Origin of the sequence: Nonomuraea sp. PA05, assembly GCF_008086045.1 — a bacterium.
In the GTDB taxonomy this organism is placed as follows: domain Bacteria; phylum Actinomycetota; class Actinomycetes; order Streptosporangiales; family Streptosporangiaceae; genus Nonomuraea; species Nonomuraea monospora.
Genome location: NZ_VSEY01000043.1, coordinates 88,508 through 113,209, shown reverse-complemented (window position 1 = coordinate 113,209; position 24,702 = coordinate 88,508). Strand labels below are relative to the sequence as shown.

At 70.3% G+C, this 24,702-nt stretch carries 25 protein-coding genes; 16 read left to right on the top strand and 9 right to left on the bottom strand.

The features are described 5' to 3' along the window. Nucleotides 1-28: 28 nt before the first annotated feature. The 4 genes from ftsH to FXF51_RS47550 all read left to right on the top strand — a co-directional run bounded on the left by ftsH (nucleotide 29) and on the right by FXF51_RS47550 (nucleotide 4,038). Entirely contained in the window at nucleotides 29-1,978 is a 1,950-nt protein-coding gene (gene ftsH / locus FXF51_RS47565; protein WP_262380319.1) for an ATP-dependent zinc metalloprotease FtsH, read from the top strand. Nucleotides 1,979-2,047: 69 nt separating this feature from the next. Beyond that, nucleotides 2,048-2,659, top strand: coding sequence for a DUF937 domain-containing protein (locus tag FXF51_RS47560; protein WP_148441419.1), 612 nt, complete (start codon nucleotides 2,048-2,050; stop codon nucleotides 2,657-2,659). Nucleotides 2,660-2,675: 16 nt separating this feature from the next. After that, entirely contained in the window at nucleotides 2,676-3,257 is a 582-nt protein-coding gene (locus FXF51_RS47555; RefSeq protein ID WP_148441418.1) for a Maf family protein, read from the top strand. Between the two features lie 10 nt (nucleotides 3,258-3,267). Beyond that, entirely contained in the window at nucleotides 3,268-4,038 is a 771-nt protein-coding gene (locus FXF51_RS47550; protein WP_187414974.1) for an EI24 domain-containing protein, read from the top strand. A gap of 60 nt (nucleotides 4,039-4,098) precedes the next feature. Here the strand turns inward: FXF51_RS47550 and FXF51_RS47545 are convergent, their stop codons facing one another. Next, nucleotides 4,099-5,061, bottom strand: coding sequence for an RNA polymerase sigma-70 factor (locus FXF51_RS47545; RefSeq protein ID WP_148441417.1), 963 nt, complete (start codon nucleotides 5,059-5,061; stop codon nucleotides 4,099-4,101). A gap of 214 nt (nucleotides 5,062-5,275) precedes the next feature. On the opposite strand from FXF51_RS47545, the gene FXF51_RS47540 reads away from it, so the two are divergent. The 5 genes from FXF51_RS47540 to FXF51_RS47515 all read left to right on the top strand — a co-directional run bounded on the left by FXF51_RS47540 (nucleotide 5,276) and on the right by FXF51_RS47515 (nucleotide 10,441). Then, nucleotides 5,276-6,043 carry an SDR family oxidoreductase gene (locus FXF51_RS47540; protein WP_148441416.1) on the top strand — a complete coding sequence of 256 codons (768 nt, stop codon included), beginning with the start codon at nucleotides 5,276-5,278 and terminating at the stop codon, nucleotides 6,041-6,043. Between the two features lie 324 nt (nucleotides 6,044-6,367). Next, a complete protein-coding gene (locus tag FXF51_RS47530; protein WP_148441414.1) occupies nucleotides 6,368-7,600 on the top strand; it encodes a DUF4192 domain-containing protein in 1,233 nt (410 codons plus the stop codon). Between the two features lie 553 nt (nucleotides 7,601-8,153). Continuing rightward, the gene (locus FXF51_RS47525; protein ID WP_148441413.1) at nucleotides 8,154-8,612 is read left to right on the top strand and encodes a nuclear transport factor 2 family protein; all 459 of its coding nucleotides are present in this window, start codon (nucleotides 8,154-8,156) and stop codon (nucleotides 8,610-8,612) included. Between the two features lie 37 nt (nucleotides 8,613-8,649). After that, a complete protein-coding gene (locus tag FXF51_RS47520; RefSeq protein WP_148441412.1) occupies nucleotides 8,650-9,876 on the top strand; it encodes an epoxide hydrolase family protein in 1,227 nt (408 codons plus the stop codon). Between the two features lie 178 nt (nucleotides 9,877-10,054). Next, nucleotides 10,055-10,441, top strand: coding sequence for a nuclear transport factor 2 family protein (locus FXF51_RS47515; RefSeq protein WP_148441411.1), 387 nt, complete (start codon nucleotides 10,055-10,057; stop codon nucleotides 10,439-10,441). 51 nt (nucleotides 10,442-10,492) lie between these two features. Here FXF51_RS47515 and FXF51_RS47510 read toward each other — a convergent pair whose 3' ends face one another. Beyond that, a complete protein-coding gene (locus FXF51_RS47510) occupies nucleotides 10,493-10,837 on the bottom strand; it encodes a hypothetical protein (RefSeq protein WP_148441410.1) in 345 nt (114 codons plus the stop codon). A 133-nt stretch (nucleotides 10,838-10,970) separates the two neighbouring features. On the opposite strand from FXF51_RS47510, the gene FXF51_RS47505 reads away from it, so the two are divergent. Continuing rightward, nucleotides 10,971-11,564, top strand: coding sequence for a DUF1707 and DUF4870 domain-containing protein (locus FXF51_RS47505; protein ID WP_262380318.1), 594 nt, complete (start codon nucleotides 10,971-10,973; stop codon nucleotides 11,562-11,564). Between the two features lie 39 nt (nucleotides 11,565-11,603). Here FXF51_RS47505 and FXF51_RS63180 read toward each other — a convergent pair whose 3' ends face one another. Then, nucleotides 11,604-11,894 carry a septal ring lytic transglycosylase RlpA family protein gene (locus FXF51_RS63180; protein ID WP_316247676.1) on the bottom strand — a complete coding sequence of 97 codons (291 nt, stop codon included), beginning with the start codon at nucleotides 11,892-11,894 and terminating at the stop codon, nucleotides 11,604-11,606. Between the two features lie 151 nt (nucleotides 11,895-12,045). Between FXF51_RS63180 and FXF51_RS63175 the strand changes: the two genes are divergently transcribed. Continuing rightward, nucleotides 12,046-12,480 carry a hypothetical protein gene (locus FXF51_RS63175; protein ID WP_262380322.1) on the top strand — a complete coding sequence of 145 codons (435 nt, stop codon included), beginning with the start codon at nucleotides 12,046-12,048 and terminating at the stop codon, nucleotides 12,478-12,480. A gap of 254 nt (nucleotides 12,481-12,734) precedes the next feature. Here FXF51_RS63175 and FXF51_RS47495 read toward each other — a convergent pair whose 3' ends face one another. Continuing rightward, nucleotides 12,735-14,258, bottom strand: a complete 1,524-nt coding sequence (locus FXF51_RS47495) for an ATP-dependent DNA ligase (protein ID WP_148441409.1) — start codon at nucleotides 14,256-14,258, stop codon at nucleotides 12,735-12,737. Between the two features lie 367 nt (nucleotides 14,259-14,625). Beyond that, the gene (locus tag FXF51_RS47490; protein ID WP_148441408.1) at nucleotides 14,626-15,000 is read right to left on the bottom strand and encodes an FKBP-type peptidyl-prolyl cis-trans isomerase; all 375 of its coding nucleotides are present in this window, start codon (nucleotides 14,998-15,000) and stop codon (nucleotides 14,626-14,628) included. A 78-nt stretch (nucleotides 15,001-15,078) separates the two neighbouring features. On the opposite strand from FXF51_RS47490, the gene FXF51_RS47485 reads away from it, so the two are divergent. Next, entirely contained in the window at nucleotides 15,079-15,840 is a 762-nt protein-coding gene (locus FXF51_RS47485; protein WP_148441407.1) for an SDR family NAD(P)-dependent oxidoreductase, read from the top strand. A gap of 87 nt (nucleotides 15,841-15,927) precedes the next feature. Here the strand turns inward: FXF51_RS47485 and FXF51_RS47480 are convergent, their stop codons facing one another. Continuing rightward, nucleotides 15,928-17,367, bottom strand: coding sequence for a GuaB1 family IMP dehydrogenase-related protein (locus FXF51_RS47480; RefSeq protein ID WP_148441406.1), 1,440 nt, complete (start codon nucleotides 17,365-17,367; stop codon nucleotides 15,928-15,930). Nucleotides 17,368-17,463: 96 nt separating this feature from the next. Between FXF51_RS47480 and FXF51_RS47475 the strand changes: the two genes are divergently transcribed. Next, on the top strand, nucleotides 17,464-17,916 hold the full coding sequence (locus FXF51_RS47475; protein ID WP_148441405.1) for a GyrI-like domain-containing protein: 453 nt from the start codon (nucleotides 17,464-17,466) through the stop codon (nucleotides 17,914-17,916). Here FXF51_RS47475 and FXF51_RS47470 read toward each other — a convergent pair whose 3' ends face one another. Then, nucleotides 17,917-18,438, bottom strand: coding sequence for a TetR/AcrR family transcriptional regulator (locus FXF51_RS47470; protein ID WP_148441404.1), 522 nt, complete (start codon nucleotides 18,436-18,438; stop codon nucleotides 17,917-17,919). Nucleotides 18,439-18,517: 79 nt separating this feature from the next. Between FXF51_RS47470 and FXF51_RS47465 the strand changes: the two genes are divergently transcribed. Beyond that, nucleotides 18,518-19,738: an FAD-dependent monooxygenase gene (locus tag FXF51_RS47465; RefSeq protein WP_148441403.1), complete on the top strand. Its 1,221-nt coding sequence runs from the start codon at nucleotides 18,518-18,520 to the stop codon at nucleotides 19,736-19,738. Here the strand turns inward: FXF51_RS47465 and FXF51_RS47460 are convergent. Beyond that, nucleotides 19,695-20,855 carry a cytochrome P450 gene (locus tag FXF51_RS47460; protein ID WP_148441402.1) on the bottom strand — a complete coding sequence of 387 codons (1,161 nt, stop codon included), beginning with the start codon at nucleotides 20,853-20,855 and terminating at the stop codon, nucleotides 19,695-19,697. The genes FXF51_RS47465 and FXF51_RS47460 overlap by 44 nt on opposite strands. Beyond that, nucleotides 20,852-21,973, bottom strand: coding sequence for a CaiB/BaiF CoA transferase family protein (locus tag FXF51_RS47455; RefSeq protein ID WP_148441401.1), 1,122 nt, complete (start codon nucleotides 21,971-21,973; stop codon nucleotides 20,852-20,854). The genes FXF51_RS47460 and FXF51_RS47455 overlap by 4 nt, the downstream gene beginning before the upstream one ends. A gap of 163 nt (nucleotides 21,974-22,136) precedes the next feature. On the opposite strand from FXF51_RS47455, the gene FXF51_RS62210 reads away from it, so the two are divergent. Continuing rightward, on the top strand, nucleotides 22,137-23,654 hold the full coding sequence (locus FXF51_RS62210; RefSeq protein WP_262380317.1) for a serine/threonine-protein kinase: 1,518 nt from the start codon (nucleotides 22,137-22,139) through the stop codon (nucleotides 23,652-23,654). Then, nucleotides 23,651-24,634, top strand: a complete 984-nt coding sequence (locus tag FXF51_RS47445; protein WP_148441399.1) for an NAD(P)-dependent oxidoreductase — start codon at nucleotides 23,651-23,653, stop codon at nucleotides 24,632-24,634. Before FXF51_RS62210 ends, FXF51_RS47445 begins: the two co-directional genes overlap by 4 nt. Nucleotides 24,635-24,702 lie beyond the last annotated feature (68 nt).

The window sequence follows — 24,702 nt, the reverse complement described above, 5'->3', positions numbered from 1 at the left end:
GAATGCGGCGATAATGGGGAGTGACGCCGTGGAACGCTCTGGACCGCCGCAGGCTCCGAACAAGGGCAAGGGCAAGCCGCCCTGGCGCTCGGAGGGCCTGCCGGGCACGCCCGGAGGCAAGCCCAAGATCAACTGGTGGCGTTTCGTCGTCACCCTGCTCATCGTCTACGCCGGCTTCTTCGTCGTCTCGTCGTTCGTCGACAGCGGCTCCGTCGAGACGATCTCGTACACCGAGTTCACCAAGCAGGTGAACGCCAAGAACGTCAAGGACATCTACGCCCAGGGCCTGTCGGTCGAGGGCGACCTGCGGACGGCGGCGAAGAACCCGGAGGGCGGCGAGCAGTACACCAAGTTCGCCACCGAGATCCCGGCCTTCGCCAACACCGACCAGCTCGATCAGCAGCTCGCCACGGGGCAGGTCGAGATCACCTCGCAGCCCATCACCCGGGGCTTCTTCTCCAACCTCCTGCTGTCGCTGCTCCCCGTGCTGCTGCTGGCCGGCCTGTGGATCTGGATCATGCGGCGCGGCGCCAGCATGATGGGCGGCGGCCTGGGCGGGCTCGGCAAGTCGAAGGCGGCCAAGCCGGTCGAGGCCGGCAAGGTGCGCGTCACGTTCGAGGACGTCGCGGGCATCGACGAGGTCGAGAACGAGCTCGTCGAGATCGTCGACTACCTCAAGGACCCCGGCAAGTACCGCAAGCTGGGCGCCAAGCTGCCCAAGGGCGTGCTGCTGGCCGGCCCTCCCGGCACCGGCAAGACGCTGCTCGCCAGGGCGGTCGCCGGTGAGGCCAAGGTGCCGTACTTCTCGGCCAGCGCCTCCGAGTTCATCGAGATGATCGTCGGCGTGGGCGCCTCGCGCGTTCGCGACCTGTTCGAGGAGGCGCGCAAGGTGGCGCCGTCGATCGTGTTCATCGACGAGATCGACGCCATCGGGCGGGCCAGGGGCGGCGCGGGCGGCATCGGCGGCCACGACGAGCGCGAGCAGACGCTGAACCAGATCCTCACCGAGATGGACGGCTTCTCCGGGGCCGAGGGCGTGATCGTCATCGGCGCCACGAACCGGCCCGAGATCCTCGACCCGGCGCTGCTGCGTCCCGGGCGCTTCGACCGTACGGTGCAGGTGGGCCTGCCCGACGCGGCCGGGCGCGCGGCGATCCTGGCCGTGCACACCCGCGGCGTGCCGCTCGACGGCCTGGTCGACGTGCAGCAGCTCGCCAAGACCACGCCCGGCATGACCGGCGCCGACCTGGCGAACCTGGTCAACGAGGCCGCTCTGCTCGCCGCCAAGCGCGGCAAGGAGAAGGTCACGATGTCCGACTTCGCGGACGCGCTGGAGAAGCTGCAGCTCGGCGCGGCGCGCAGCATCGTCATGCCGGAGGAGGAGCGCACCAGGACGGCCTTCCACGAGGCCGGTCACGCGCTGCTGGGCATGCTCCAGCCGGGCGCCGACCCCGTACGCAAGATCTCGATCATCCCGCGCGGCCGGGCGCTGGGCGTCACGCTCTCCACGCCCGACACCGACCGGTACGCCTACGACGAGCAGTACCTGCGCGGGCGGATCACCGGCGCGCTCGGCGGCATGGCGGCCGAGCAGGTCGTGTACGGCGTCATCACCACCGGCGCGGAGAACGACCTGGAGCAGGTCACCATGATCGCGCGCGGCATGGTGGGCCGGTGGGGCATGTCGGAGAAGGTCGGCCCGCTGACCATCCTGCCCAACGACGGCCAGCCGCCGCAGGCCTCGCCCGTCACGCTCGCCATGGTGGACGAGGAGGCCCGGCGGATCGTGGACGAGTGCTACGAGCGCGCCGTCCGCATCCTCACCGAGAACCGCGACAAGCTGGACGCGATCGTGGAGGCCCTGCTGGAGCACGAGACGCTGGACGAGATCGGCGCGTACACCGCCGCCGGGCTCCCCAGGCAGGCCGACGACCGTCCGTCCGCCGCTCCGGTCCCGGCGCACTTTTCCGAGAATTAGGACAAATCGGACGTTGGTACGAGCCCGGCGAGGGCAGCTTTCCCGAGACAGACTGATCGGGGGACCGTCGTGACACTGAATGACGAGCTTCTCGCCGGACTCGGAGACCAAGGAGTGGAGCAGATCGCCGGCATGCTCGGCACGGACGCGCTGACCGCCCGCAAGGTCATCGAGGCCGTGTCCGGCACCATCGTCGGCGGCATGGCCCGCAACGCCAACCATCCCGACGGCGCCGACGCCCTGCGCGGAGCGCTGGACGACCACATGGACGCCGACCCGTTCAACGGCGACGTGGCCTCGCTGACCCGCGACGGGCACAGCATCCTCGGCCACGTCCTGGGCGGGCAGGGCACGGAGCAGGCGGCGGTGCGGCTCTCGCAGCTCGCCGGGGTGAACTCCGCGACCCTCATGAAGCTGCTGCCGCTGATCGCACCGATGATCATGTCGCTGCTGGCCAGCCGGGCCGCCAGCCGCGACATGGACGCCGACGCCGTGGCCGACGACCTCAACCGCGAGGAGTCCGCCATCCCCGGCGGGCTCGGCGAACTGCTCGGCAGCCTGCTGGGCAGCATCTTCGGCGGTGCGGCGGTGCCACGGCAGGCTGGCCCTTACGACCCCTACCACGATCCGCTCCGCAGCGAGCGGGAGGTGGCCCCGGGCAGGTCGAACCCCGACTGGTGACCGGTAGGCTAGGCCAGTGATCGTCTTGGCCTCTGCTTCCCCCGCCCGCCTCGCCCTTCTGCGCAACGCGGGTCTCGACCCGAAGGTGATCGTCAGCGGGGTCGACGAGGACACCTACTCGGCCCACTCGCCGGCAGCGCTCAGCAAGGTGCTGGCCACGGCCAAGGCGGAGAAGGTCGCGGGCGGGCTCGAAGAGGGGCTGGTCATCGGCTGCGACTCGATCCTCGAGCTCGACGGGCGCCCGTACGGCAAGCCCGCCACCCGCGAGGAGGTGATCGAGCGCTGGCGCCTCATGCGGGGCCGCACGGGCCGCCTCGTCACCGGCCACTGCCTCATCGACGTGGCGGCCGGCCGCCAGGTGGCCGAGGTCGCCACCACCGTCGTGCGCTTCGGCCAGCCCTCCGAGGAGGAGATCGCCGCCTACGCCGCCACCGACGAGCCGCTCGGCCTGGCCGGCGCGTTCAGCATCGAGGGGCGCGGCGGCTGGTTCGTCGAGGGCATCGAGGGCGACCACGGCAACGTGCTCGGCATCTCCCTGCCGCTCGTCCGCGACCTGTTCGCCGAGCTGGGCTACGCGGTCACGTCGTTCTGGCGCTAGCCTGCCGGGCATGCGATCAGTGCGCGACTTCACGGCCGGTGTCGGCTTCTTCCTGCAAGGGTTCGGCTGGGTCGCCAGGAACGGCCGGTGGTGGCTGTTCGGGCTGATCCCGGCGTTGATCGCGTTCGCGCTCTACGCCGGGGTGCTCATCTACCTCGGGACGAACGCGATGGGCGTGGCCGAGTTCCTGACGCCGTTCGCCGACTCGTGGAGCTGGCGGGAGCTGTTCAGGACCCTCGTGGGCATCGCCCTGTTCGGCGGGGGAGTGGTGCTGGCCGTGCTGACGTTCGCGGCGCTCACGCTGGCCATCGGGGAGCCGTTCTACGAGAAGCTGTCGGCGGCGGTGGACGTGCTGGAGACGGAGCACGAGCAGCCGTGGTGGCGGACGTTGCCGCGCTCCATCCGCGACAGCCTGGTGACGCTCTTCTACGTGCTGCTGTTCACCATTCCGCTGTTCTTCCTGGGGTTCGTGCCGGTGGTGGGGCAGACGGTGGTGCCGGTCCTGGGCGCCCTCGTGTCCGGATTTTTCCTGACAGTAGAGCTCACCACGCTCGCTCTCGAACGGCGCGGCATGGCCCGCAAGCAACGCTTCGCGCTGCTGCGCGCCAACAAGGCCAGTGCTCTGGGGTTCGGGGTGGCGGTCTTCCTGCTCTTCCTGGTGCCCTTCATCGCCGTCATCGCGATGCCGGCGGCGGTGGCGGGGGCGGCGATGCTCGTACGTGAGCGGGTGGCTCCTGGTGGTGGGACGGGTGCGGACGGGCGGCCCGCACAGCTGCGGTGAGAACCCGCACCAGCCCGCCACCCCACCGCCGCGTCTCCCTTAGCTCGTCCCGATCAGCGGTCAGTCCTCGACACGTGGCACTTCGCCGGCCGTCGCCCCACCCCCATCGCGGCGGCGAGCCCGGTTCGCCTCCCGAACCACCCCCCACGCATCCCCAACCGGGCCCAGATGCCCGAGCTTGTCGGGGTTGATCACCGCCCGAATCGCCTGAACCTGCCCGCCCAGGATGTCGAGCGCCAAGATGTTGACAACCCTGCCATCCCGATCACGGAAGATCGCCCCAGGCTGACCGTTCATCTCACGCGGCTCCACGACACCACCGATCCGCACGAACGGCACCACGAGCGCGGCCAGCGTCCGAGCCACACTCTCAGCCCCGAGGACCCCCTTGCCCCACAACGGCGCCTTACCCCCACTGTCACCGACCATCTGCACGTCAGCGGCCAGCAGCTTCCTCAACCCCTCCACATCCCCCTTCCGGAAGGCGTCGAAGAACCGTTCGGCGAGCTCCGCACGTTCCCGCCGATCCGCCTCGAACCGGGCACGTCCCGCATCCATGTGCCTGCGCGCCCGCACGGCGAGCTGCCGGCACGCCGCCTCCGAGCGCCCCACCGCCGACGCCACCTCACCGAACCCGAAGCCGAACACCTCCCGCAGCACGAAGACCGCCCGTTCGAGCGGGCTGAGCCGCTCCAGCAGCAACAGGGCCGCCATCGACACCGAGTCGGCCAGCTCCGCCGAGCGTTCCGGATCCTCGTACGGGTCGGACAGCAGCGGCTCGGGGAACCACTCCCCGGCATACTCCTCCCGCCGCATCCGGGCGGAACGCAGCACGTCGATCGCGATCCGGGACACCGTGGCCGCCAGGAACGCCTTGGCCGACACCGGCTCCGTCGCTGAGGCCGCGTACCGCAGCCAGGTCTCCTGCACCGCGTCCTCGGCCTCGCTCACGCTGCCCAGGATCCGGTAGGCGATCGAGAACAGCAGCGGCCGCAACTCCTCGAACTCCTCGGCCCGCGTCACCCTGCCGCCCCGCCACTCTCCGCACACACCCTCACGACCATCACCCTCCCGGCCCGCATCTCTGTCTCCACCACCGAGACGAGACAGCCAGCACCTTCTGTGACATGGTGCCGCCGCCGCCGCCCGCCGCCCGCCGCCATGTCGTGATGTCACAGACCGGAGGGGCTGTCTCGTCCCGGGAAAGACGAACCATCCCCCTAACAGGAGTTTGATCATGAACGAGCACAGCACACCCCAGAAGGTGGCCTTGATCACCGGCGCGAACAAGGGAATCGGCCGCGCCGCCGCAGCCCAGCTCGCCGCCCTGGGCATGACGGTCCTGATCGGTGCCAGAGACCCGCAGCGCGGTGCGGAAGCGGCAACGTCCATACGCGCGGCGGGCGGCGACGCCCACGCGCTCACCCTGGACGTGACCGACCAGTCCACCATCGACCAAGCCGCCACCTGGATCGACCAGCGCTTCGGCCACCTCGACGTGTTGATCAACAACGCCGGCATCACCGGCTCAGGCCAGGTCTCCCCCAAGGACGCCGTAGACCAGATCCCCAGCACCGTGAACCTCGACATGGTGCGCACGGTGTTCGAGACCAACGTCTTCGGCGTGATCGCCCTGACCAACGCCATGCTCCCGCTGCTGCGGCGCTCGCCGTCGCCCCGCATCGTCAACGTCAGCAGCGGCGGCGGCTCCCTGACCATCGCCGCCGACCCGAACGGCCCCCTGACGGACCTGCCGACGTCGGCGGCGTACTCGCCTTCCAAGACCGCGCTGAACGCCCTGACGGTGCAGTACGCCAACGAACTGCGCAAGGACGGCATCCTGGTCAACGCGGCCGCTCCCGGCTACGTCGCGACGGACATCAACAACCACAGCGGCTTCCTCACCCCCGCCCAGGGAGCCACGGTGCTGGTGCGGCTGGCCACACTCGACGGGGACGGACCCACCGCGGGATTCTTCAGCGCTGAGGGGCCGGTGCCGTGGTGATGAAGCAGGCCGGCCAGCCGATCACCTGACCGCCCCGGGCGCCGGCGTTGTCGTCACCGGCGCCCGCACACTTCCAACCACCCCGGCCGACCCAGCCCTCCATCGGCTCAGCCCTCCACCAACCCAGCCGGTCCAGCCACCCGCCGGGCCGTCCCTCCACGAACCCGTCCCTCCACGAACCCGTCCCTCCACCAACCCAGCCACCCGCCGGGCCCCACCATTCCGAGTCGGTTATCCACAGCCACCCACCCCCACCTCCCCGTTATCCACAGAACCGGGCGCAGTCCCATTTCGCCCCTTCAAAACCCGGCACCCTGTGGACCCATGACGAGCAACCGCCCCACCCCCTCACCCTCCCATCTGGGTCGGCAGGACCAGCAGGAACGTGCCACCCCAGCACCCCTGCCCACCACCGACTTGAGCCCCACCGACCTGAGCCCCACCGACCTGAGTCCCACCAACCTGGCCCCCACCGATCTGGCTCCCTCCTTCACCCCGGAGCCCTGCCTAACCCTGTCCAGCCCCACCGACGTCCTGGCCGCCGTCCCCTACCTCGTCGGCTTCCACCCCACCACCAGCCTCATCGTCATAGGCCTGTCGCGAGGCCAGGCGACGATGGTGGCCAGATGGGGCCTCCCCTTCCCGCCGGGCACACTCGACCCGATGTCACCCCTGTTCGGCCGCGAGGGCATCACGGAGATCGTCATCGTCGGCTACGGCCCGGGAGACCTGGTCACCCCGGCGGTCGACGAGGCCAGACGGCTGGCACGCATGGACGGCGTCCACGTAAGCGAGGCCCTGCGCGCCCATGAGGGCCGCTACTGGTCGTACGTCTGCGACCTGCCCGCCTGCTGCCCAGCGGACGGCACCCCGTACGACCTGTCCTCCAGCCAGATCGCGGCCGAGGCCACGGTACGCGGCCTCGTGGCCCTCCCCAATCGCGAGGCCCTTGAGCGCACACTGGCTCCGATCACCGGCCCCGTGCGGATGGCGATGCGCCGAGCCACGTCAGCGGCCATCGCGGACTTCCAGGCCCGGCTCATGGCCGCCCCCGACCTGAACACCTTCGCCGAACAGTTCGTGTCCGAGGCCCTGATCAGAGTCCGGTCGGCGCTGGAGACCCACTCCGACGGCGGCCGCCTCAACGACGCGGAGGCGGCAAGACTCGGCCTGGACCTGACGATCATGAGAGTCCGCGACGAGGCATGGACCCTGATGAACGACTCCCACTCCCTCCTCTGGAAAGACCTGACCCGCAGACTGGAGCCCCGCTTCACGCCGCCGGTCGCGTCCCTGCTGGCGATGGCGGCCTGGCGGGCGGGCAACAGCGTCCAGGCCACCATCGCCCTCGAACGCGCCCTGACGGTCGACCCCGGCTACTCGATGGCCAACCTCCTCATGCACGCCCTCCAGAACCTGCTCAACCCCACCATCCTCCAGGGCCGCCTCCCCACCCCGGCCGAGCTGGACGAAACCATGGGCCCGGCCTGCGCCGTCTGGCTACTCCCCTTGATCGACCTCCTCGACGAGGAGGACCCGCCCCCACCCCTCGAGTAACGGCCGGACGAGCGGGCCGGCTCCGGAGCCGAGGCAAGCGGGCCGACCTCCCGCCCTCGGCCCGCCCCTCACCTGGATTGCCGCCCTGCCACACCTCCCCGCCCCTTGTCAGCACGCCTTGGTCAGTTCACCGCCGCCGCCCCCGACAGGGTCACCTTGACACCGAAGCCACCGACTTTCTATGCGAGGGCTTCGCTCAGCCCTTCCATGGCCCACTTGGACGCTTTTTACCCGCCCATGAGCATCGCCGCGGAAACACCCCCGACCGACGAGATCTGGATGATGTGGCCACTACCCTCGCCACGCATGACGCGTTCCGTCAGTTCCTCCACGGCGCCGCCCAGGCCGTACCCGCGTTGTTGACGACGACGTCGGAAAGATGCCGGTGAGCCGATCCTTGTGACGGCGTCCACGGGTGACCTGCGGCACATCTTTCACCACACCGCGCGGTTCTGGACTTGCGAGTCCATTTTTAGAGTCGCAAGATGAGTGGACCGTGGGGTCCAGAACCGGGCGAGACACCCTCTCCATGGCACTGAAAGGGATAATCCACATGGATGCCGTCGAGCGTCTGACCACAATCGAAGAGCTACGTCGTCTGATGGCCCGCTACGTCCGATACGCCGACCACCAGCGCTGGCAGGACCTGGCGAACCTGTTCACCCCGGACGGCACCTTCACCCCCCTCAAACCGGACGGATCAGTCTGGCTCCGCATGGAGGGCAAGGACGCGATCGCCGCCACGGTCGGCGCCAGCGGCGGCCCCGGCGTGACTCTGGTCCACCACCTGTTCTCCGACGAGATCGACGTCGGCTCCGCCACCGAAGCCCACGGCGTCTGGGCCATGGAGGACATCGTCAGCAGGCCTGACGACGCCCCCACGTCCGAGGACATCCCGTTCAGGTCCATGCACGGCTTCGGCCACTACCACGCCCGCTTCGTCAAGGCGGGCGGCTCGTGGCGCATCGCCGAGCTCAGGCAGACCCGGGTCCGCCTCGACTTCACCTACTGACCACGACCACCACCACACGGACGAAAGCAGTAATGCCATGAACAGCGCGAACAAGCCGGAACCGTACAAGATCGACGTGCCCCAGGAGGCCCTGGACGACCTCAGGGATCGCCTGAGGAGGACCCGCTTCTTCGACGACCTGGACAACGAGGAGGAGTACTACGGAATCAGTACCGCCTACCTCAAACCGCTCGTCGAGTACTGGGCGGACGGGTTCGACTGGCGGGCCCAGGAGCAGCGGCTGAACGCCCACGACCAGTACAAGGTGGAGATCGACGGCACGCCCGTGCACTACTATCGCGTGCCCGGCAAGGGGCCGAACCCGGTGCCGCTCGTGGTGCTGTCGGGCTGGCCGTGGTCGAGCGGGTTCAGCCTGCCGCTGATCGGCCCGCTCACGGACCCCGCCGCGCACGGCGGCGACCCGGCGGACTCGTTCGACGTCATCATCCCCGACCTGCCCGGCTTCGCCTGGTCAACCCCCGTCGGCAGGGGTGATCTCAACTACTGGAAGATCGCCGACATCATGCACAAGCTGATGAAGGACGTGCTGGGTCACGAGAGATACGCCGCCGCGGGCTCCGACTACGGCGCCCTCGTCACCAGCGCGCTCGGCCACAAGTACGCGGACAGCATCATCGGCCTGCACTTCGGTCACGACCTGCCGCCGGGGCAGTTCGCCAACGAGCGGTTCTGGGACCTGACCGACGGCGCGAAGATCCCCGAGGACGCCACTCCCGAGCTGCGGGCCGGCTTGGAGAACCTGGTCAGCACGTACGTCTCGCACGTGGCGGTGCACATGCTCGACGGATCGACCCTCACCCACGGCCTGAACGACTCGCCCATCGGCATGCTCGCCTGGCTCCTGCGGCGCTGGAAGAAGTGGAGTGACAAGCGGGGCGACTTCGCGGCGAACTTCCCGCGCGACTTCATCCTCGCCGAGGCCACCGCCTTCTGGGTGAACCAGGCCATCGGCTCGTCGATCCGGATGTACCGCAACGCGGTGCGCTACCCGTGGGTGCCCTCGCACGACCGCCAGCCCGTCGTCGAGCCGCCGGCCGGCTTCACCTTCCTGCTGGGCGACGCCTACCCGCCCGGGGTGAACACCGTGGAGGAGCGGATCGCCGCCTTCGAGAACGGCCCGACGCGCGGCTCGTTCAACGTGATCAACGTCAACGCCCACATGAAGGGCGGCCACTTCGTGCACTACGAGAACCCTGAGGCCTTCACCCAGGACATCAGGGAGACCTTCCGCAAGCTGCGCTGATCCTCCGATGCTGATCCCCGCTTGGAGCTGATCTTCCCGATGCTGATCCCCGCTCGGAGCCGATTCCCCGGAGCCGATTCCCCGGAGCCGATTCCCCGGAGCCGATTCCCCGGGCCGATCCCCCTCGGAGCCGATCCCCTCGCAGTTGATTTCTTTGCACAGGACAGGAGCGACAACCATGAGCGACACCCAGACCACCATCGACAACGGCGCCGTCGTCAAGGAGTTCGTCAGCCTCTTCGCCACCATGAACGCCACCAGGCTCACCCCCTACCTCGACCCGGACATCGTGTTCGAGAACTACGGCGACCGCGAGATCAGGGGCCGTGACCAGGTGATCAGCATGTGGGCCGGGGTCTTCTCCGCCATGGAACGCGTCGAGTTCACCACCCTCCACCAGGCGGTGAACGGCGACGTCGTCATCGCGGAACAGATCCACGGGCTCGCCCTGCCCGGCCGCCCGCTCGCCCCGATCAGGAACATGGCGGTCTACCGGCTGCGCGACGGCCGGATCGTCGAGTGGCGCGACTACACCAACGCCGCGTACGCCCGCACCCTGATGTGACGAGAGATCGACCTGGCCCGAGCGCCGCGCGCGCGGGCCAGGGGAGGGGCGTCAGAGGTTGCCTTCTTCCTTCCTGCGACGCTCGTTGTACGCACGCATCCGCTGCGGGTACCCGGTGAGCTGAACGTCGTACACAGGCAAGGCAAGATCACGGGCGACCTTGTGGATCACAGCGGGCGAGCCGACCCTTCGCCTGGTCCACTCGCCGTCGTCGGCCACCGCCACGGCGGTCGTGTCGGTGGCGAACGTCTCCGGCTCGACGTAGAACTCGACACCGCGCCGCGAACGGGCGAAGGCGATGAGCGCCTCGATGTCGGCGTCAGTCGCCTCGCGGTCGAACTTCGCGATCTTTCTGCCGCGCAGTCGACGAATGCCGTAGCGGTCTCGCCATCTCATGAATCCTTTTTATACCGTCTGGAGCCGCCGCGTCGGGGATGATCTAGGGGACGAATCCGGGATTCTCCCGATGGCACCCCGGGCAAGCAGGACGCAGTATGTGAGGAGACCGTTCGATTCTCTGAGGAGAGGCATGGCGATTATGGCTGGGGTACCGAAAACCCCTGGGCCGGGACAGGTGCCGCCAGCTCATCTGCGCGTCACCAACCAGGACCGAGAGAACGTGGTCGAGCACGTCAAAGCCGCATACGCGGAAGGCCGCTTCGACAAGCTCGAATTCGACGACCGCCTGGAGCGTGCCATGACGGCGCGCACGCACGGCGACCTCGTGCCCATCATGAACGAGCTTTACGGCCAGCAGGCCGTGCCCAGGGCCGCCGCGCTTTCGCATCCGGCGGCTCCGGCGGGGATGGCGGAGAGCAACGAGCGCCTCGGCGGAGCTCTCGCGCACGCGCTGCCGATCGTCGGTTTCCCGATCCTCGGCCCGCTGCTCCTGCTGCTCACCGGCGGGAAGACCTCGCCTTACATTCGCAAGCACGCGCTGGAGGCGCTGAACTTCCAGATCACGGTCGTCGGCGCTTCGATATTGCTGCCGCTGACCGTGGTCGGGATCGTGCTGGTGCCGTTCATCTGGGTCGCGGCCCTAATCCTGTCGATCGTCGGCGGCGTCTCGGCGTTGTCGGAGGGCAATTTCCGTTACCCGATGACAATTCGCCTGGTGAAGTGACCTGCGGGCCGCAGAGGGGTAATTCGCGGGCGCTTTCCGCTAGCGGCGGCCGAGCACCTCGTACTTGACCCGCATCACTCCGGAGTTGATGTTCCCGATGGCGGCGAAGGCGGCTTTGGACAGGTCGAGGCAGCGTCCGCCGATGTAGGGGCCGCGGTCGTTGATGCGGACCGTGACGGACTCGCCGTTGTCCGAGTTGGTGACGCGGACCTTGCTGCCCAGAGGGAGGGTCTTGTGGGCGGCGGTCATGGCGGAGGGGTTGAAGCGTTCGCCGCTGGCGGTCATCTGGGGCTCGCCGTAGTAGGAGGCGCCGCAGCTTCCGGCGGACAGGACGCGGAACTTTGGCGCCTTTGTGGCCTCTGTCTTGGCGGTCTCCGTCCGGACCTTGGACTCGGCCTGATGCGCGGCCTCCTTCGAAGCCTGGGGGGAAGGCTGCGAGGTCTCGGGGGAAGAGTCCGAGGTCCGGTGGGATGGGGCCGCGGTGGCCGGGGAGGGCTGCGGGGATCTGGGCTGCTTCGTGGTGGACGGGCTCGGCTGCGAGGAAGGCTGCCGGGCCGCCGCAGCGGCAGGAGCCTTGGGGGCCTCGGGGACGGGGGACGAGGAGGGCTTCGGAGTGGAGGCCGTCGTCCGGGCGGGGGAGTCGTTGCCGATGGCGGCCCAGGCGGTGGTGGAGGCGGCGGCGACGACGGCCGCGCCGGCGGCGACGGTGGTCCAGCGGCGCCGGTTCGAGGTGGTCTTGCGCTGTGAGCTGGGGTTCGAGGTGGCCTTACGCTGCGGGCTGGGGTTCGAGGTGGCCTTACGCTGCGGGCTGGGGTTCGAGGTGGCCTTGCGCTGCGGGCTGGGGTTCGAGGTGGCCTTGCGCTGGGAGCCGGACGGCTCGCGAGGGTCCTGGGGAGACGGCTTGCGGGTGTGCTGACCCAAGGTAAACCACGGTCCTAGATAGGGGAAAGGACGGGGAAAGGCCGGGTCCGTGGGGAGTGGGGGCATGCGGCGGCCGATCCTGGCGCGGGGTGGGGGATCCCGCGCGATGGGCACGAACATATGCGACAAAGAGCAGGTAAAGGCAACTTAATGGGACGTCCAGTGAAATATCTCACTTAAGCCGCAAAGGGTGCCACCAAGCCGAGCGTACGCCGTGGATCTTCAGGTTTCCGGAGAACACCAAAAGGATCAGAGCATCAGGGAACGCACGGTCTCGACGGTGTCGGCGTCCTCGACCCGCTTGTCCGGCCGGTATCGCAGCACCCGGGCGAAGCGCAGCGCCATGCCCCCCGGGTAACGCGGCGAGCGCTGCACCCCGTCGAAGGCGATCTCCACGACCAGCTCGGGCCGCAGCCGCACCGTCCACTCGTCGGTCGGCCCCTCGGCCAGCTCCAGGAAGCGCTGGGTCTGCCAGGCCAGCAGCTCGTCCGTCAGCCCCTTGAACGTCTTGCCCAGCATCACGAACCCGCCCTCCGGGTCGCGCGCCCCCAGGTGCAGGTTGGACAGCTTGCCCTCGCGCCTGCCGTGGCCCCACTCGGCGGCCAGGACCACCAGGTCGAGCGTGTGACGGGGCTTCACCTTGATCCAGCCCGCCCCGCGCCGCCCAGCCGCGTAGGGCGAGGCCAGCGACTTGACCACCAGGCCCTCGTGCCCGGCCTTGACGACGTCGATGAAGAACTTCTCCGCCTCGGCGACGTCGCCGCTCACCAGCCGCGGCGTCAACAGGCCCTGCGGAACCGTGCGGGCCAGGGCCTCCTGGCGCTGGGCGTAGGGCAGGTCGAGCAGGTCGGCGCCGTCCACGCGCAGGGCGTCGAAGAAGAACACGCTCAGCGGCGTCTGCTCGCGCAGCGCGGCCACGTTCGTCTTGCTGGAGACACGGCCGGCGGTCACCTGGAACGGGTGCGGCCGCCCGTCGGGGCGCAGCGCGATCACCTCGCCGTCGAGGACGAGGTCGGCGGACGGCATCTCCAGCACCGCCTCGACCAATTCAGGCACCTGCGGCGTGATGTCGTCGAGCGTGCGGGTGAAGACGCGCACCTCGGTGCCCGATCGGTGAGCCTGGACGCGTACGCCGTCGAGCTTCCACTCCAGCGCCGCAGGCGCGCCCGCCTTCTCCAGGGCCGCGGCCACGTTCGGCGCGCTGCCCGCCAGCATGGGCGCGACCGCCCGCCCGACCTCCAGCCGGAACGCGTGCAGCGCGGGCACCCCGCCGCTCAGCGCCGCGGCGCCCACGGCCGGAAGCCAGCCGCGCAGCGTCAGCGCGCGGCGCACGTCGGCCGACGGCGCGCCGGAGGCCTTGGCGACGGCCTCGATCATGACGCCGTCGAGCGCGCCCTGGCGCAGCTCGCCGTGCAGCAGCCGCCGCATGAACTGCTGCTCCTGGCTGGTCAGCCCCGCGAACAGCTCGGCCACCAGCGCCTTGCGCGCCGCCTGCGAGCCAGGGCCCGACACGGCCTTGATCCGGCTCAGCAGCCGGTCGGCGTCGGTGAGCGTGGCGGTGGCGGCGAGCTTGGGCTGCGGGATGTCCTCCAGCGTGCGCCAGCCCACGCCGACCTGCCGCTGCGGCAGCTCGCCCGACAGGTAGGAGATCGCGATCTCCGCCTCTTCGGGCCCGACCCGGCCCAGCAGCTCCGCCAGGTGACCCACCTTGCCGAGCCTCGCGGACGTGCGCGTCACCGCCTCGGACACCCGGACCACGTCGATCAGAAGCACACGCCTATCGTGCCTCAAGCCGACGACATTTCCCCACTTGAAATTGACCCGTGTGTCGATGAGCGGAAGAAGACCGATATCCGCCCGTGTGCCGAGGGGCGCGGCAAGGCACGGGGGAAGGACACGAAGGGCGCGCGAAGGGCGCGCGAGCAACAGGGGAAGGGCGCGCGAGCGACACGGGAAGGGCGCGCGAGGGGTGCGCGAAGGGCGCGCGAGGGGTGCGCGAGGGGTGCGCGAAGGGCGCGCGAGGGGTGCGCGAAGGGCGCGCGAGGGGTGCGCGAAGGGCGCGCGAGCGACACGGAAAGGGCGCGCGAGGGGCGCGGGAAGGCGCCGGGCCGCCATGCGCCGGCGCCTCACCGCGGGAACGTCAGCTCACGCCGAGCAGGTCGACGACGAAGATGAGCGTCTCGTTCGGCTTGATGCGCGGAGGGGCGCCACGGGTGCCGTAGCCGAGGTGCGGCGGGATGACCAGCTTGCGCCGGCCGCCGACCTTCATGCCCGCCACGCCCTGGTCCCAGCCCCCGATGACGCGCCCGGCGCCCAGTGGGAACTCGAACGGCTGGCCGCGGTTCCACGACGCGTCGAACTCCTCCCCGGTCGAGAAGGACACGCCCACGTAGTGGACGCGCACGTTCTGGCCGGGCTTGGCCTCGTCGCCGTCGCCGACGGTCAGGTCCTCGATCTCGAGGTCCTTGGGCGGTTCGCCGCCCGGAAAATCGATCTCGGGCTTCTGGAGTGCCACGAAAGTGCTCCTGTTGACGGTTGTTCTCGAAGAGAATGGACCCGACGACTCTATGCGCTCGGGATATCGTCAACGTTCATGGCCGCCCTTTCTCCCGACGCGTTCCTGCTCACCGGCCGCGTGGCCGTCGTCACCGGGGCTGCCAGAGGCCTCGGCCTGGCCATCGCGGAGGCGTTCGCCGCGTTCGGCGCGCACGTCGCGGTCTGCGACCGCGACAAGCCCGACGGCGAGCTGGCGATGACGCTCGACGTGCGCGACCACGTGGCGGTGGAGGTCTTCGCCCAGGCCGTACGCGAGCGGTGGGGCCGGGTGGACGTGCTGGTCAACAACGCGGGCGGCACCTTTCACGCCGGGTTCGCCGACACCTCGGCGCGCGGCGAGCAGATCCTCATCGAGGAGAACTTCACGCAGGTCACCGGCATGATCCGGGCTTTGCTGCCGTTGATGCTCCCGGGCGCGTCGATCATCAACGTGACGTCGAGCGAGGCCCATCAGGCCGCGCCCGGTTTCGCCGTGTACGCGGCCATGAAGGCGGCCGTGGAGAGCCTGACGAAGTCGCTGGCGCTGGAGCTGGCGCCCAGGGGCGTCAGGGTGAACGCCATCGCCCCCGATGCGATCCCGACCGAGGGCGAGGGGGGCGTGCGCGAGCGCATGCTGGCCCGCCCGCTGCCCTACGAGCCGGTACGCGTGCCGCCGCTCGGCCACCTGGGCGAGCCCTGCGACGCCGCCGCGGCGGCCGTGTTCCTGGCCGGTGACCTGGCCAGGTTCGTGACCGGCACGACGCTGCACGTGGACGGCGGCATCAACGCGGCGGGCGGCTGGCGCAGAACCCAGACGTAGGGAGTCACCGGCGCAGGAGGCGCCGACGCAAGAATCACCGGCGCAAGAATCACCGGTGCAAGAATCACCGGCGCAGGAGGCGCCCCCTCACCAGCTCTGGTGCAGTGGCATGCCCTCCGCGTACCCCGACCCGCTCTGGATCCCCACGACGGCCTTGGCGTGGAACTCCTCCAGGGTCGAGGCCCCCGCGTACGTGCACGACGACCGCAGCCCGGCCACGATGGCGTCGATCTGGTCCTCCACACTGGGCCGCTTCGGATCGAGGTACATCCTGGACGTCGAGATGCCCTCTTCGAACAGCGCCTTCCTGGCCCGGTCGAACGCGGAGTCCTCGGCCGTCCGCAGCCGCACGGCCCGCGCGGAGGCCATGCCGTAGTTCTCCTTGTACGCCCGCCCGTTCGCGTCGTGGTGGGTGTCGCCGGGCGACTCGTACGTCCCCGCGAACCACGACCCGATCATCACGTTCGACGCCCCGGCGGCCAGGGCCAGCGCCACGTCACGCGGGTGGCGCACGCCGCCGTCGGCCCACACGTGCCGTCCCAGGCGGCGGGCCTCGGCGGCGCACTCCAGCACGGCGGAGAACTGCGGCCGGCCGACGCCGGTCATCATCCGGGTGGTGCACATGGCGCCTGGCCCGACGCCGACCTTGAGGATGTCGGCTCCGGCGTCCACCAGGTCGCGCACGCCGTCGGCGGTGACGACGTTGCCTGCGGCGACGGGCACGCCGGGGTCGAGGGCCCTGACGGCGCGCAGCGCGGCGACCATCTTGTCCTGGTGGCCGTGCGCGGTGTCGACGACCAGGCAGTCGATCCCGGCCTCCAGCAGTTCCTTGGCCTTGGCGGCGACGTCGCCGTTCACGCCGACGGCGGCGGCGATGCGCAGCTTGCCCCCGGCGTCCACGGCCGGCTGGTAGAGGGTGGCGCGCAGGGCGCCCGTGCGGGTGAGGATGCCGACGAGCCGCCCTTCGCCGTCCACGATGGGCGCCAGCCGGTGCCGGCCCTCGTGCAGGCGGTCGAAGGCGGTGCGCGGGTCGAGCCCGGCGGGCAGCGTGAGCAGCTCGCTCGACATGACGTGGGAGAGTTGCGTGAACATGTCCACGTCGCGGCAGTCGGCCTCGGTGACGACGCCGACGGGGCGGTTCTCCCAGTCGACCACGATGATCGCGTTGTGCGCCCGCTTGGGCAGCAGTTGCAGGGCCTCGCCGACGGTGTCGTGCGGGGTCAGGGTGAGGGGCGTGTCGTGGACGAGGTCGCGCTTCTTGACCCAGTCGACGACCTCCGCCACGACGTCGAGCGGAATGTCCTGCGGGATCACGGTGATGCCGCCGCGCCGCGCGACGGTCTCGGCCATGCGCCGCCCGGCGACTGCCGTCATGTTGGCCACGACGATCGGGATGGTGGTGCCCGTGCCGTCGTTCGTCGAAAGATCGACGGCGAGCCGGGAGCCGACCGCGGAACGCGACGGGACCATGAACACGTCGCTATAGGTCAGGTCGTAATGTGGCTCGAGGTCGTTGAGAAATCTCACGTTCATCCATCTTATGTGCTGACAGGTCAACAAGGCATTTCCCCGTTTCTGGGGGGCTTATGATCGGCCGGGACACTTTTGGGGGAGGGAGGGTCTGTGAACGTCACCGAACGGGCCGAACTGGTGGTTGTCGGTTTCGCCGTACGCACCACCAACGCCGACGAGATGGATCCGGCGCGGGCCAAACTGCCCGCTCTGTGGCAGCGGGCCGGGGCGCCCGGCGCCTTCGCGCACGTGCCCGGCCGCGTGGACGAGAACCTGTACGCGGTGCTCACCGACTACGAGAGCGACCATCACGGGGCCTTCACGCAGATCGTCGGCACGGGTGTGCGCACGGTGCCGCGGCTGCCGGAGGGCATGGTGGCCGTACGCGTTCCCGCCGGTCAGGCGCTACGGCTGGAGGCACGCGGCCCGCTGCCGCAGGCGCTGGTCGAGTCGTGGCAGACGGTGTGGAAGCACACCGAGTCGGGCGGCACGCCACCGCGTGCCTTCACGACGGATCTTGAGGTGCACCACCCCGACGGGGTGGACCTGTACATCGCGGTCTAGTCACAGTCCGAGCACGACGGCCGCCGCCTCGACGGCCGTCGGCTTGACCTCCTCCAGCGGCAGGTGCGCGAACTCCACCGCGCAGTCGGACATGCCGCCGAGCGCCACCGTCGCGCGGATCTGCTGCGCGGTCGTCAGCTCCGGCCCGAGCAGCCGGGCGACCAGCTCCCGCCGCCACTCGAACATGCGCGTGCCCAGGTCGAGATGGCCGAGTGTGGTCAGATCGCGCACCATCATCACGATGACTTCGCGGTGCCGCCAGATCAGCTCGAAGTAGTCGTCGAGCAGCGCACGCGGCTCGCCCCCCGGCGCCCGGCCGCGCAGGAACGCCTCGATGTCCTCGACCAGCGGCTCCACGATGCTGCGCACCAGGTCGTCGCGTGAGGAGAAGTGGTAGTAGAGCGCGGGCTTGGTGATGCCCAGCCGCTCGGAGATCTGCCGCAGGCTGGTGTTCTGGATGCCCTGCTGCACGAACAGCTCGCGGGCCACCGCCTGGATGCGGGTTCTGGTGTCACTGGGCATGATCCGAGAATAGTCCTTACCTACCGTTAAGTAAGACGGCGTGCTAGCGTACTTACTTAACGATAGGTAAGGAGGCGTCATGCGGGTTCTCATCTCGGGTGCGAGCATCGCGGGGCCGGTGCTGGCGTACTGGCTGACCAGGTACGGCTTCACCGTCACCGTCGTCGAGCGGGCCCCCGCGCTGCGCAAGGCGGGCGGCCACGCCGTCGACCTGTTCAGGCCCGCCATGGACATCGCCGAGCGGATGGGCGTGGTCGATCAGGTCGTGGCGCGCAAGACCGGCACCGAGCACCTCACCCTGCACACGGAGGACGGCGCGCGCGTGGACCTGGAGCTGCGGCGCGTCCTCGGCGTCATCTCCGACCGGCACGCCGAGATCATGCGCGACGACCTGAGCGAGATCTTCTACGAGGCCACCCGCCACGACGCCGAGTACGTCTTCGACGACTCGATCACCTCGATCTCCGAGGACGGCGAGGTCACCTTCGAGCGCGGCGAGCCCGGCCGGTACGACCTGGTGATCGGGGCCGACGGCCTGCACTCCAACGTGCGCCGCCTGGCCTTCGGGCCCGAGTCGCGGTTCACGCACTGGGTCGGCGCCTACCTCGCGGTCCTGTCGGTGCCCAACTTCCTGGAGCTGGACAACCACATGCAGGGCGCCGCGGGCGTCGGCTGGATGGCCGCCATGTACGGGGCGGCGCACCTGGGTGACGCGCGCGCCGGGTTCTTCTTCAGGACGCCGGAGCCGCTCGACTACCACCACAGGGACGTCGCCCGGCAGAAGGAGCTGCTGCGCGAGCGTTTCGCCGGCGTGGGCGGGCTGGTGCCGAGGATCCTGGCGGAGCTGGAGCGCACGCCGGCGTTCTACTTCGACTCGATCACCCAGCTCCGCCTCGACACCTGGTCACGCGGCCGGGTGACGCTCGTGGGCGACGCGGGCTACTGCCCGGGGCCGGCCGTCGGAGGCAGCACGAGCCTGGCGGTCGTGGGCGCGTACGTGCTGGCGGGCGAGCTGGCCGCGCACGGCGGCGACCACACGCGCGCCTTCCCCGCCTACGAGGCGGAGATCGGCGAGTACGTGCGCCGCAGCCGCACGTTCGCGATCAGCGCGGCCAGGCGGATCGTGCCGGGCAGCCGCTTCGACCTGTGGGCGCTGAAGCAGGGCGTGCGGCTGCTGAACCGGCTGCCCGTCGGCCTGACCAGGGCCGTGCTCAAGGCGGGCGGCAACGGGGCGCGGCTGCACGACTCGGTCGCGCTCAAGGACTACGCAGCACCACGGGAAACGACGTCACGCCCCTGACGAAGGCGTTGGGCAGGATGCGCGGCCCCTCGGCGTCGGCCCACTCGGCCGACCCCACCCGGTCGAGCCACTCCTCGAAGAAGATCCGCAGCTCCAGCCTGGCCAGCGCCGCGCCCAGGCAGAAGTGCGTGCCCAGGCCGAACGCGATGTGCCCGCCGGGCTTCCTGGTCACGTCGAAGACGTCCGGGTCGGTGAACACCTCCGGGTCCCGGTTCGCCGACCCGTACATGAGCAGCACCTGCTGGCCGGCGCCGATCTCCTGACCGTGCAGCGTGGTGTCGCGGGTGGCGGCCCGGCACATGTTGAGCACCGGCGTGGTCCACCGGATGAACTCCTCGACCGCTCCCTCCATCAGCTCCCGGTCCGCGCGCAGCAGCCGCCACTGATCGGGATGGCGGATGAGGGCGTCGATGGCGGTGGCGATGACCGTCCTGGTGGTCTCGGCGCCGCCGTCGAGCAGCAGCAGCGCGTCGTTGGCCAGGCACTCGTCGTCGTAGCCCGGGGTGGCGCACCACAAGGACAGCAGGTCGTCGCGCGGGCTGGCGCGCCGCTCGGCGGCCAGCTCCAGCACGGCCTGGCCGTACTCGCCGGCGGCCACGGCGGCCTCGTGGGTGACGTAGCGCAGCCCGCCGCCGGCCACGATCGTGGTCTCTGACCAGTGCTTGAGCCGCGGCCAGTCCTCGTCGGGGAAGCCGAGCAGCCAGCCGATCATGCGGGCGGGCAGCGGCGCGGCCAGCTCGCTCACCGCGTCCACCGTGCCCCGCGCCAGCGCGCCGGTGATCAGCTCGACGACGACCTCGCGGACCCTGTCGGCGTAGCGGGCGTGCACGTGGCGGGGGGTGAAGCGGCGGTAGACGAGGCGGCGGCGCTCGGCGTGCTCGGGGTCGTCCAGGCCGATCATGGACGGTTCCGAGGGGAGCTGGGGGCGGTAGCCGACGGTGCTGGTCCACAGGCGCGGGTCGCGTTCGATGGCCGAGATGTCGGCGTGGCGGGAGACGCCCCACAGGCCGTTGGGCTCGTCGCGGTAGACGGGTGCGTGCTCGCGGAGCCAGGCGTAGACGGGGGAGGGATCACCGGCGTACAGGTCGCCATCGAGTAAGTCGAGTAAGTCGATCATGCGAGTACCCCTTGGCTACGTAGCTTGTCCGCCTCCTCCTGGTTGAGACCCCAGCCGGACAGGTCGGCCAGGCGGGTGGCGGGGGAGAGGTCCTGCGCCGGCACGCCGAGCAGGCGCGGCGCCGGAGCGGGATGGGTGACGCCGCCGACCTTGACGAAGGAGCCACGGGCGACGTTGTGCGGGTGTTGCGGCGCCTCGGCCATCGACAGCACGGGCGAGACGCAGGCGTCGGACCCGTCGAAGAGGGCCTCCCACTCGGCGCGGGTCTTCTTCTTGAACTCCTCGGCCAGCCGCGCCCTGAGCGCCGGCCACTGGGCCTTGTCGTTCCTGTCGGGCAGGTCGGTCAGGCCCATCAGGGTGACCATGGCCTCCCAGAACTGCGGCTCCAGCGAGCCGACGGCCATGTGCTCGCCGTCGGCCGTCTCGTAGGTGTCGTACTGCGGGGCGCCGGTGTCGAGCAGGTTCGTCCCGCGAGGTCCCCAGAACCCGCTCTGCACGCCCTGGTAGAACATCGAGAACAGCACCGCGGCCCCGTCCACCATGGCCGCGTCGATCACCCGGCCCAGGCCGGTGCGCTCCCGCTCGTACAGCGCCAGCAGCACCCCGTACGCGAGCATCAGCCCGCCGCCGGCGAAGTCGCCCAGGATGTTGATCGGCGGCGTCGGCTTGCCGCCCTCGCGGCCCAGCATCGACAGCACGCCGGAGACGGCGATGTAGTCGATGTCGTGCCCGGCGGTCGGCGCCAGCGGCCCGTCCTGGCCCCAGCCCGTCATGCGGCCGTAGACGAGCCGCTCGTTGATCGCGTGCAGGTCCTCGGGGCCGATGCCGAGCCGCTCGGCCACCCCCGGACGGAACACCTCGATCACCACGTCGGCGTGCCGGACCAGCTCCTTGAACGCGGCCACGCCCTCCGGCGCCTTCAGGTCGAGCCCGATCGTCTGCTTGCCGCGATCCATGACGTCGGTGCGCGGGCGGTCGGAGACCGCCTTGACCCGGTCGATACGCAGGACTTCCGCGCCGTGATCGGCTAGCATCATCCCCGCGAACGGCCCAGGGGCGAGCCCGGCGAGCTCCAGCACGCGCACTCCGGACAGTGGACCCCGGCGAACCTCAGTCATCGACCTCTCCTTGCTGTGGACCCTGCCCCAGTAGAACAACATTCGGTGATCTGGTGCAAGCGGCCTTTCCGACCTTCCGGCGAAGAACTGGGAGGTATGGGAAACTTGCCCACTGTCGGGTGGTCAACAGGGGTAGGAAATGGTTTCGGATAGCAACCAGCTCGTGGCAGGGCGCTACCAGTTACTGCGCGAACTGGGCCGCGGGGGGATGGGCGTGGTCTGGCAAGGCCACGACACACTGCTGAACCGGCAGGTGGCCATCAAGGAGGTGCTGCTGCCGGACACGCTGTCGCCGGGAGATCAGGAGCGCCAGCTCTTGAGAACCGCCCGCGAGGCTCGTACGGCGGCCAAGCTCAACCATCCATCGGTCGTCGCCGTGTACGACGTGATCGAGGAGGACGGCCGGCCGTGGATCGTGATGGAGCTGGTCAGCCATCCGACGGTCGAGCAGGTCGTGCTCACCACGGGCGCGCTCCCGGTGCGCGAGGCGGCGGACGTGGGCAGGCAGGTGCTGTCCGCGCTGCGGACCGCGCACGCCGCGGGCATCCTGCACCGCGACGTGAAGCCGAGCAACATCCTGCTGTCGGAGGACGGCAGGGCCGTGCTCATGGACTTCGGCATCGCCACCGTCGAAGGTGACGCCTCGCTGACCAGGACCGGCATGGTGACCGGCTCGCCCAGCTTCCTGGCGCCAGAACGAGTGCGCGCCGAGAACGCGGGGCCGCCCTCCGACCTCTGGTCGCTGGGCGCCACCCTGTACGCGTGCATGGTCGGCCGCTCGCCGTTCGACCGCGGCGACCCCATGGCCACGCTCAACGCGCTGCTCACCGAGGAGCCGGACTACCGCCGGATCCCGCCGGCCATGCATCCGGTCCTGAAGGGTCTGCTCAAGAAGGAGCCCCAGGACCGCGTGGACGCCGAGGAGGCCGACCGGCTGCTCGCGGCCATCATCGCCACCCGGCCGCCCACCCAGGACCTGGACGTCCCGGAGAAGAAGAAGGGCAAGGGCCAGGGCCCGGGGCGGGCGCTGCTCGCCGCCGCCGCCACGGTGGTGCTGGTGCTCACGGGCGGCGCGGTCGCGTACTTCAGGACCGCCACGCCCGCCGAGGGCGCGCCGCGCGCCACCACGCAGCCGGCCGCCGCGACCCATCCCATCACGCCCAGCACGGCGCCGACGCCCAGCGCCACGGAGGCCACGCCGACGCCCAGCGTCACCAGAAGGGCGCCGGTCGTGCGGGCCTGGAAGTCGCGGGACGGCTGGTCGATCCTGCGGCCCACCGGCTGGCGCGGCGCGCTCGGCGAGGCGTACACCGAGTGGACCCGCAGGGACGGCGACGCCCACCTCGGCGTCGAGGCCGTCTACGCCAACCTCGACCCGAGCCAGATCATCCGCGACGGCCAGGAGGCGCTCCAGCAGAACGCGGCCGACGTGGTCAACCGCGGCCGCAGGGTGGTCACCCACCAGGGCGTCAAGGCCGTGCAGTGGGAGTTCTCCTGGACGGCCGGCGAGGTGAACGACGCCCGCTGGGTCCGGCCGGGCACCCGCTACCACGAGATCCGCCGCGCCCTGTCGATCGGCGACACCGCGTACGTGCTGTCGTGGACCGTCACCGAGGAGCAGTGGCAGCGCAACAGGGCACTGATGCGGCAGGTGATCAACAGCTTTACTGTGGGGGCATGAGCCCCTGGAACCTGCTCGCCCTCCCGCCGCTCCCCGAGCAGGCCATGCGCGGCCTGCTCGCCCCGCTCGGCGACCGGGTGACGCTGCGCGTGCCCGCCTCCCGCGACAGGGACGCGCTGCTCGCGGCGCTGCCCGGCGCGGAGATCGTGCTCGGCGACTGGACGGGCGCCCTCGTCATGGACGCGGAAGCGGTCGCGGCGGCGCCCCGGCTGGCGTTCGTCCAGCAGCCGTCCGTCGGCGTGGACGGCCACGACCTCGCCGCCCTGGCCGCGGCCGGGGTGCCGCTGGCCAACACGCCGGGCGTCAGCGCCGCCGCCGTCTCCGAGTGGTGCCTGGCCGCCACCCTGTCGCTGTCGCGCAAGCTGGCCGAGGCCGACGCCGCCGTACGCGCCGGCAAGTGGCCCCAGCAGGGCCTGCTGCCGCGCGAGCTGCGCGGCAAGCGCGCCGGCGTGATCGGCTACGGCCCCATCGGCGCCATGTGCGCGGACCTGCTGCGCGCGCTCGGCTGCGAGGTGACCTACTGGACCCGCACGCCCCGCGAGGACCCCGGCTACCAGGACCTCGACGCGCTCGTGTCCGGCAGTGACGTCGTGGTCGTGGTCATCGCCCTGTCCGGCGAGACGCGCGGCCTCGTCGATCCCCGCCGCATGAAGCAGGGCGCCCTGCTCGTCAACGCGGCCCGTGGCGGCGTGGTCGATCAGGACGCGCTCGTCGAGGCGCTGCGCTCCGGCCACCTCGGCGGCGCCGCGCTGGACGTCTTCGACACCGAGCCGCTCCCGGCCGCCGACCCGCTGCGCGACCTGCCGGACGTGCTGCTCTCCCCGCACGTCGCCGGCGTCACGCCTGAGTCCACCGGACGCCTGGTCACGGCCGTGCTCGACAACCTCGCCGCGGCCGTCGAGGGCCGTGAGGTGACGGGGGTCGTCAATGGCATATCGCCCAAGATCTCCAGGAAGTTTACGCAATCGCCTATCGCGTAGGCGATCCACCTGGCACGATGAACAGTTTTCGTGTCTTTAACGACCCCGGTCTGTTCGAGGTCGCCCAT

Bases quoted from the DNA above. Each gene is read 5' to 3' on its own strand.
- FXF51_RS47550 (WP_187414974.1), top strand. From the start codon at position 3,268: ATGCGATCAGTGCGCGACTTCACGGCCGGTGTCGGCTTCTTCCTGCAA.
- FXF51_RS47540 (WP_148441416.1), top strand. From the start codon at position 5,276: ATGAACGAGCACAGCACACCCCAGAAGGTGGCCTTGATCACCGGCGCG.
- FXF51_RS47530 (WP_148441414.1), top strand. From the start codon at position 6,368: ATGACGAGCAACCGCCCCACCCCCTCACCCTCCCATCTGGGTCGGCAG.
- FXF51_RS47525 (WP_148441413.1), top strand. From the start codon at position 8,154: ATGGATGCCGTCGAGCGTCTGACCACAATCGAAGAGCTACGTCGTCTG.
- FXF51_RS47520 (WP_148441412.1), top strand. From the start codon at position 8,650: ATGAACAGCGCGAACAAGCCGGAACCGTACAAGATCGACGTGCCCCAG.
- FXF51_RS47515 (WP_148441411.1), top strand. From the start codon at position 10,055: ATGAGCGACACCCAGACCACCATCGACAACGGCGCCGTCGTCAAGGAG.
- FXF51_RS47510 (WP_148441410.1), bottom strand. From the start codon at position 10,837: ATGAGATGGCGAGACCGCTACGGCATTCGTCGACTGCGCGGCAGAAAG.
- FXF51_RS47505 (WP_262380318.1), top strand. From the start codon at position 10,971: ATGGCGATTATGGCTGGGGTACCGAAAACCCCTGGGCCGGGACAGGTG.
- FXF51_RS47485 (WP_148441407.1), top strand. From the start codon at position 15,079: ATGGCCGCCCTTTCTCCCGACGCGTTCCTGCTCACCGGCCGCGTGGCC.
- FXF51_RS47470 (WP_148441404.1), bottom strand. From the start codon at position 18,438: ATGCCCAGTGACACCAGAACCCGCATCCAGGCGGTGGCCCGCGAGCTG.
- FXF51_RS47465 (WP_148441403.1), top strand. From the start codon at position 18,518: ATGCGGGTTCTCATCTCGGGTGCGAGCATCGCGGGGCCGGTGCTGGCG.
- FXF51_RS47460 (WP_148441402.1), bottom strand. From the start codon at position 20,855: ATGATCGACTTACTCGACTTACTCGATGGCGACCTGTACGCCGGTGAT.
- FXF51_RS47455 (WP_148441401.1), bottom strand. From the start codon at position 21,973: ATGACTGAGGTTCGCCGGGGTCCACTGTCCGGAGTGCGCGTGCTGGAG.
- FXF51_RS47445 (WP_148441399.1), top strand. From the start codon at position 23,651: ATGAGCCCCTGGAACCTGCTCGCCCTCCCGCCGCTCCCCGAGCAGGCC.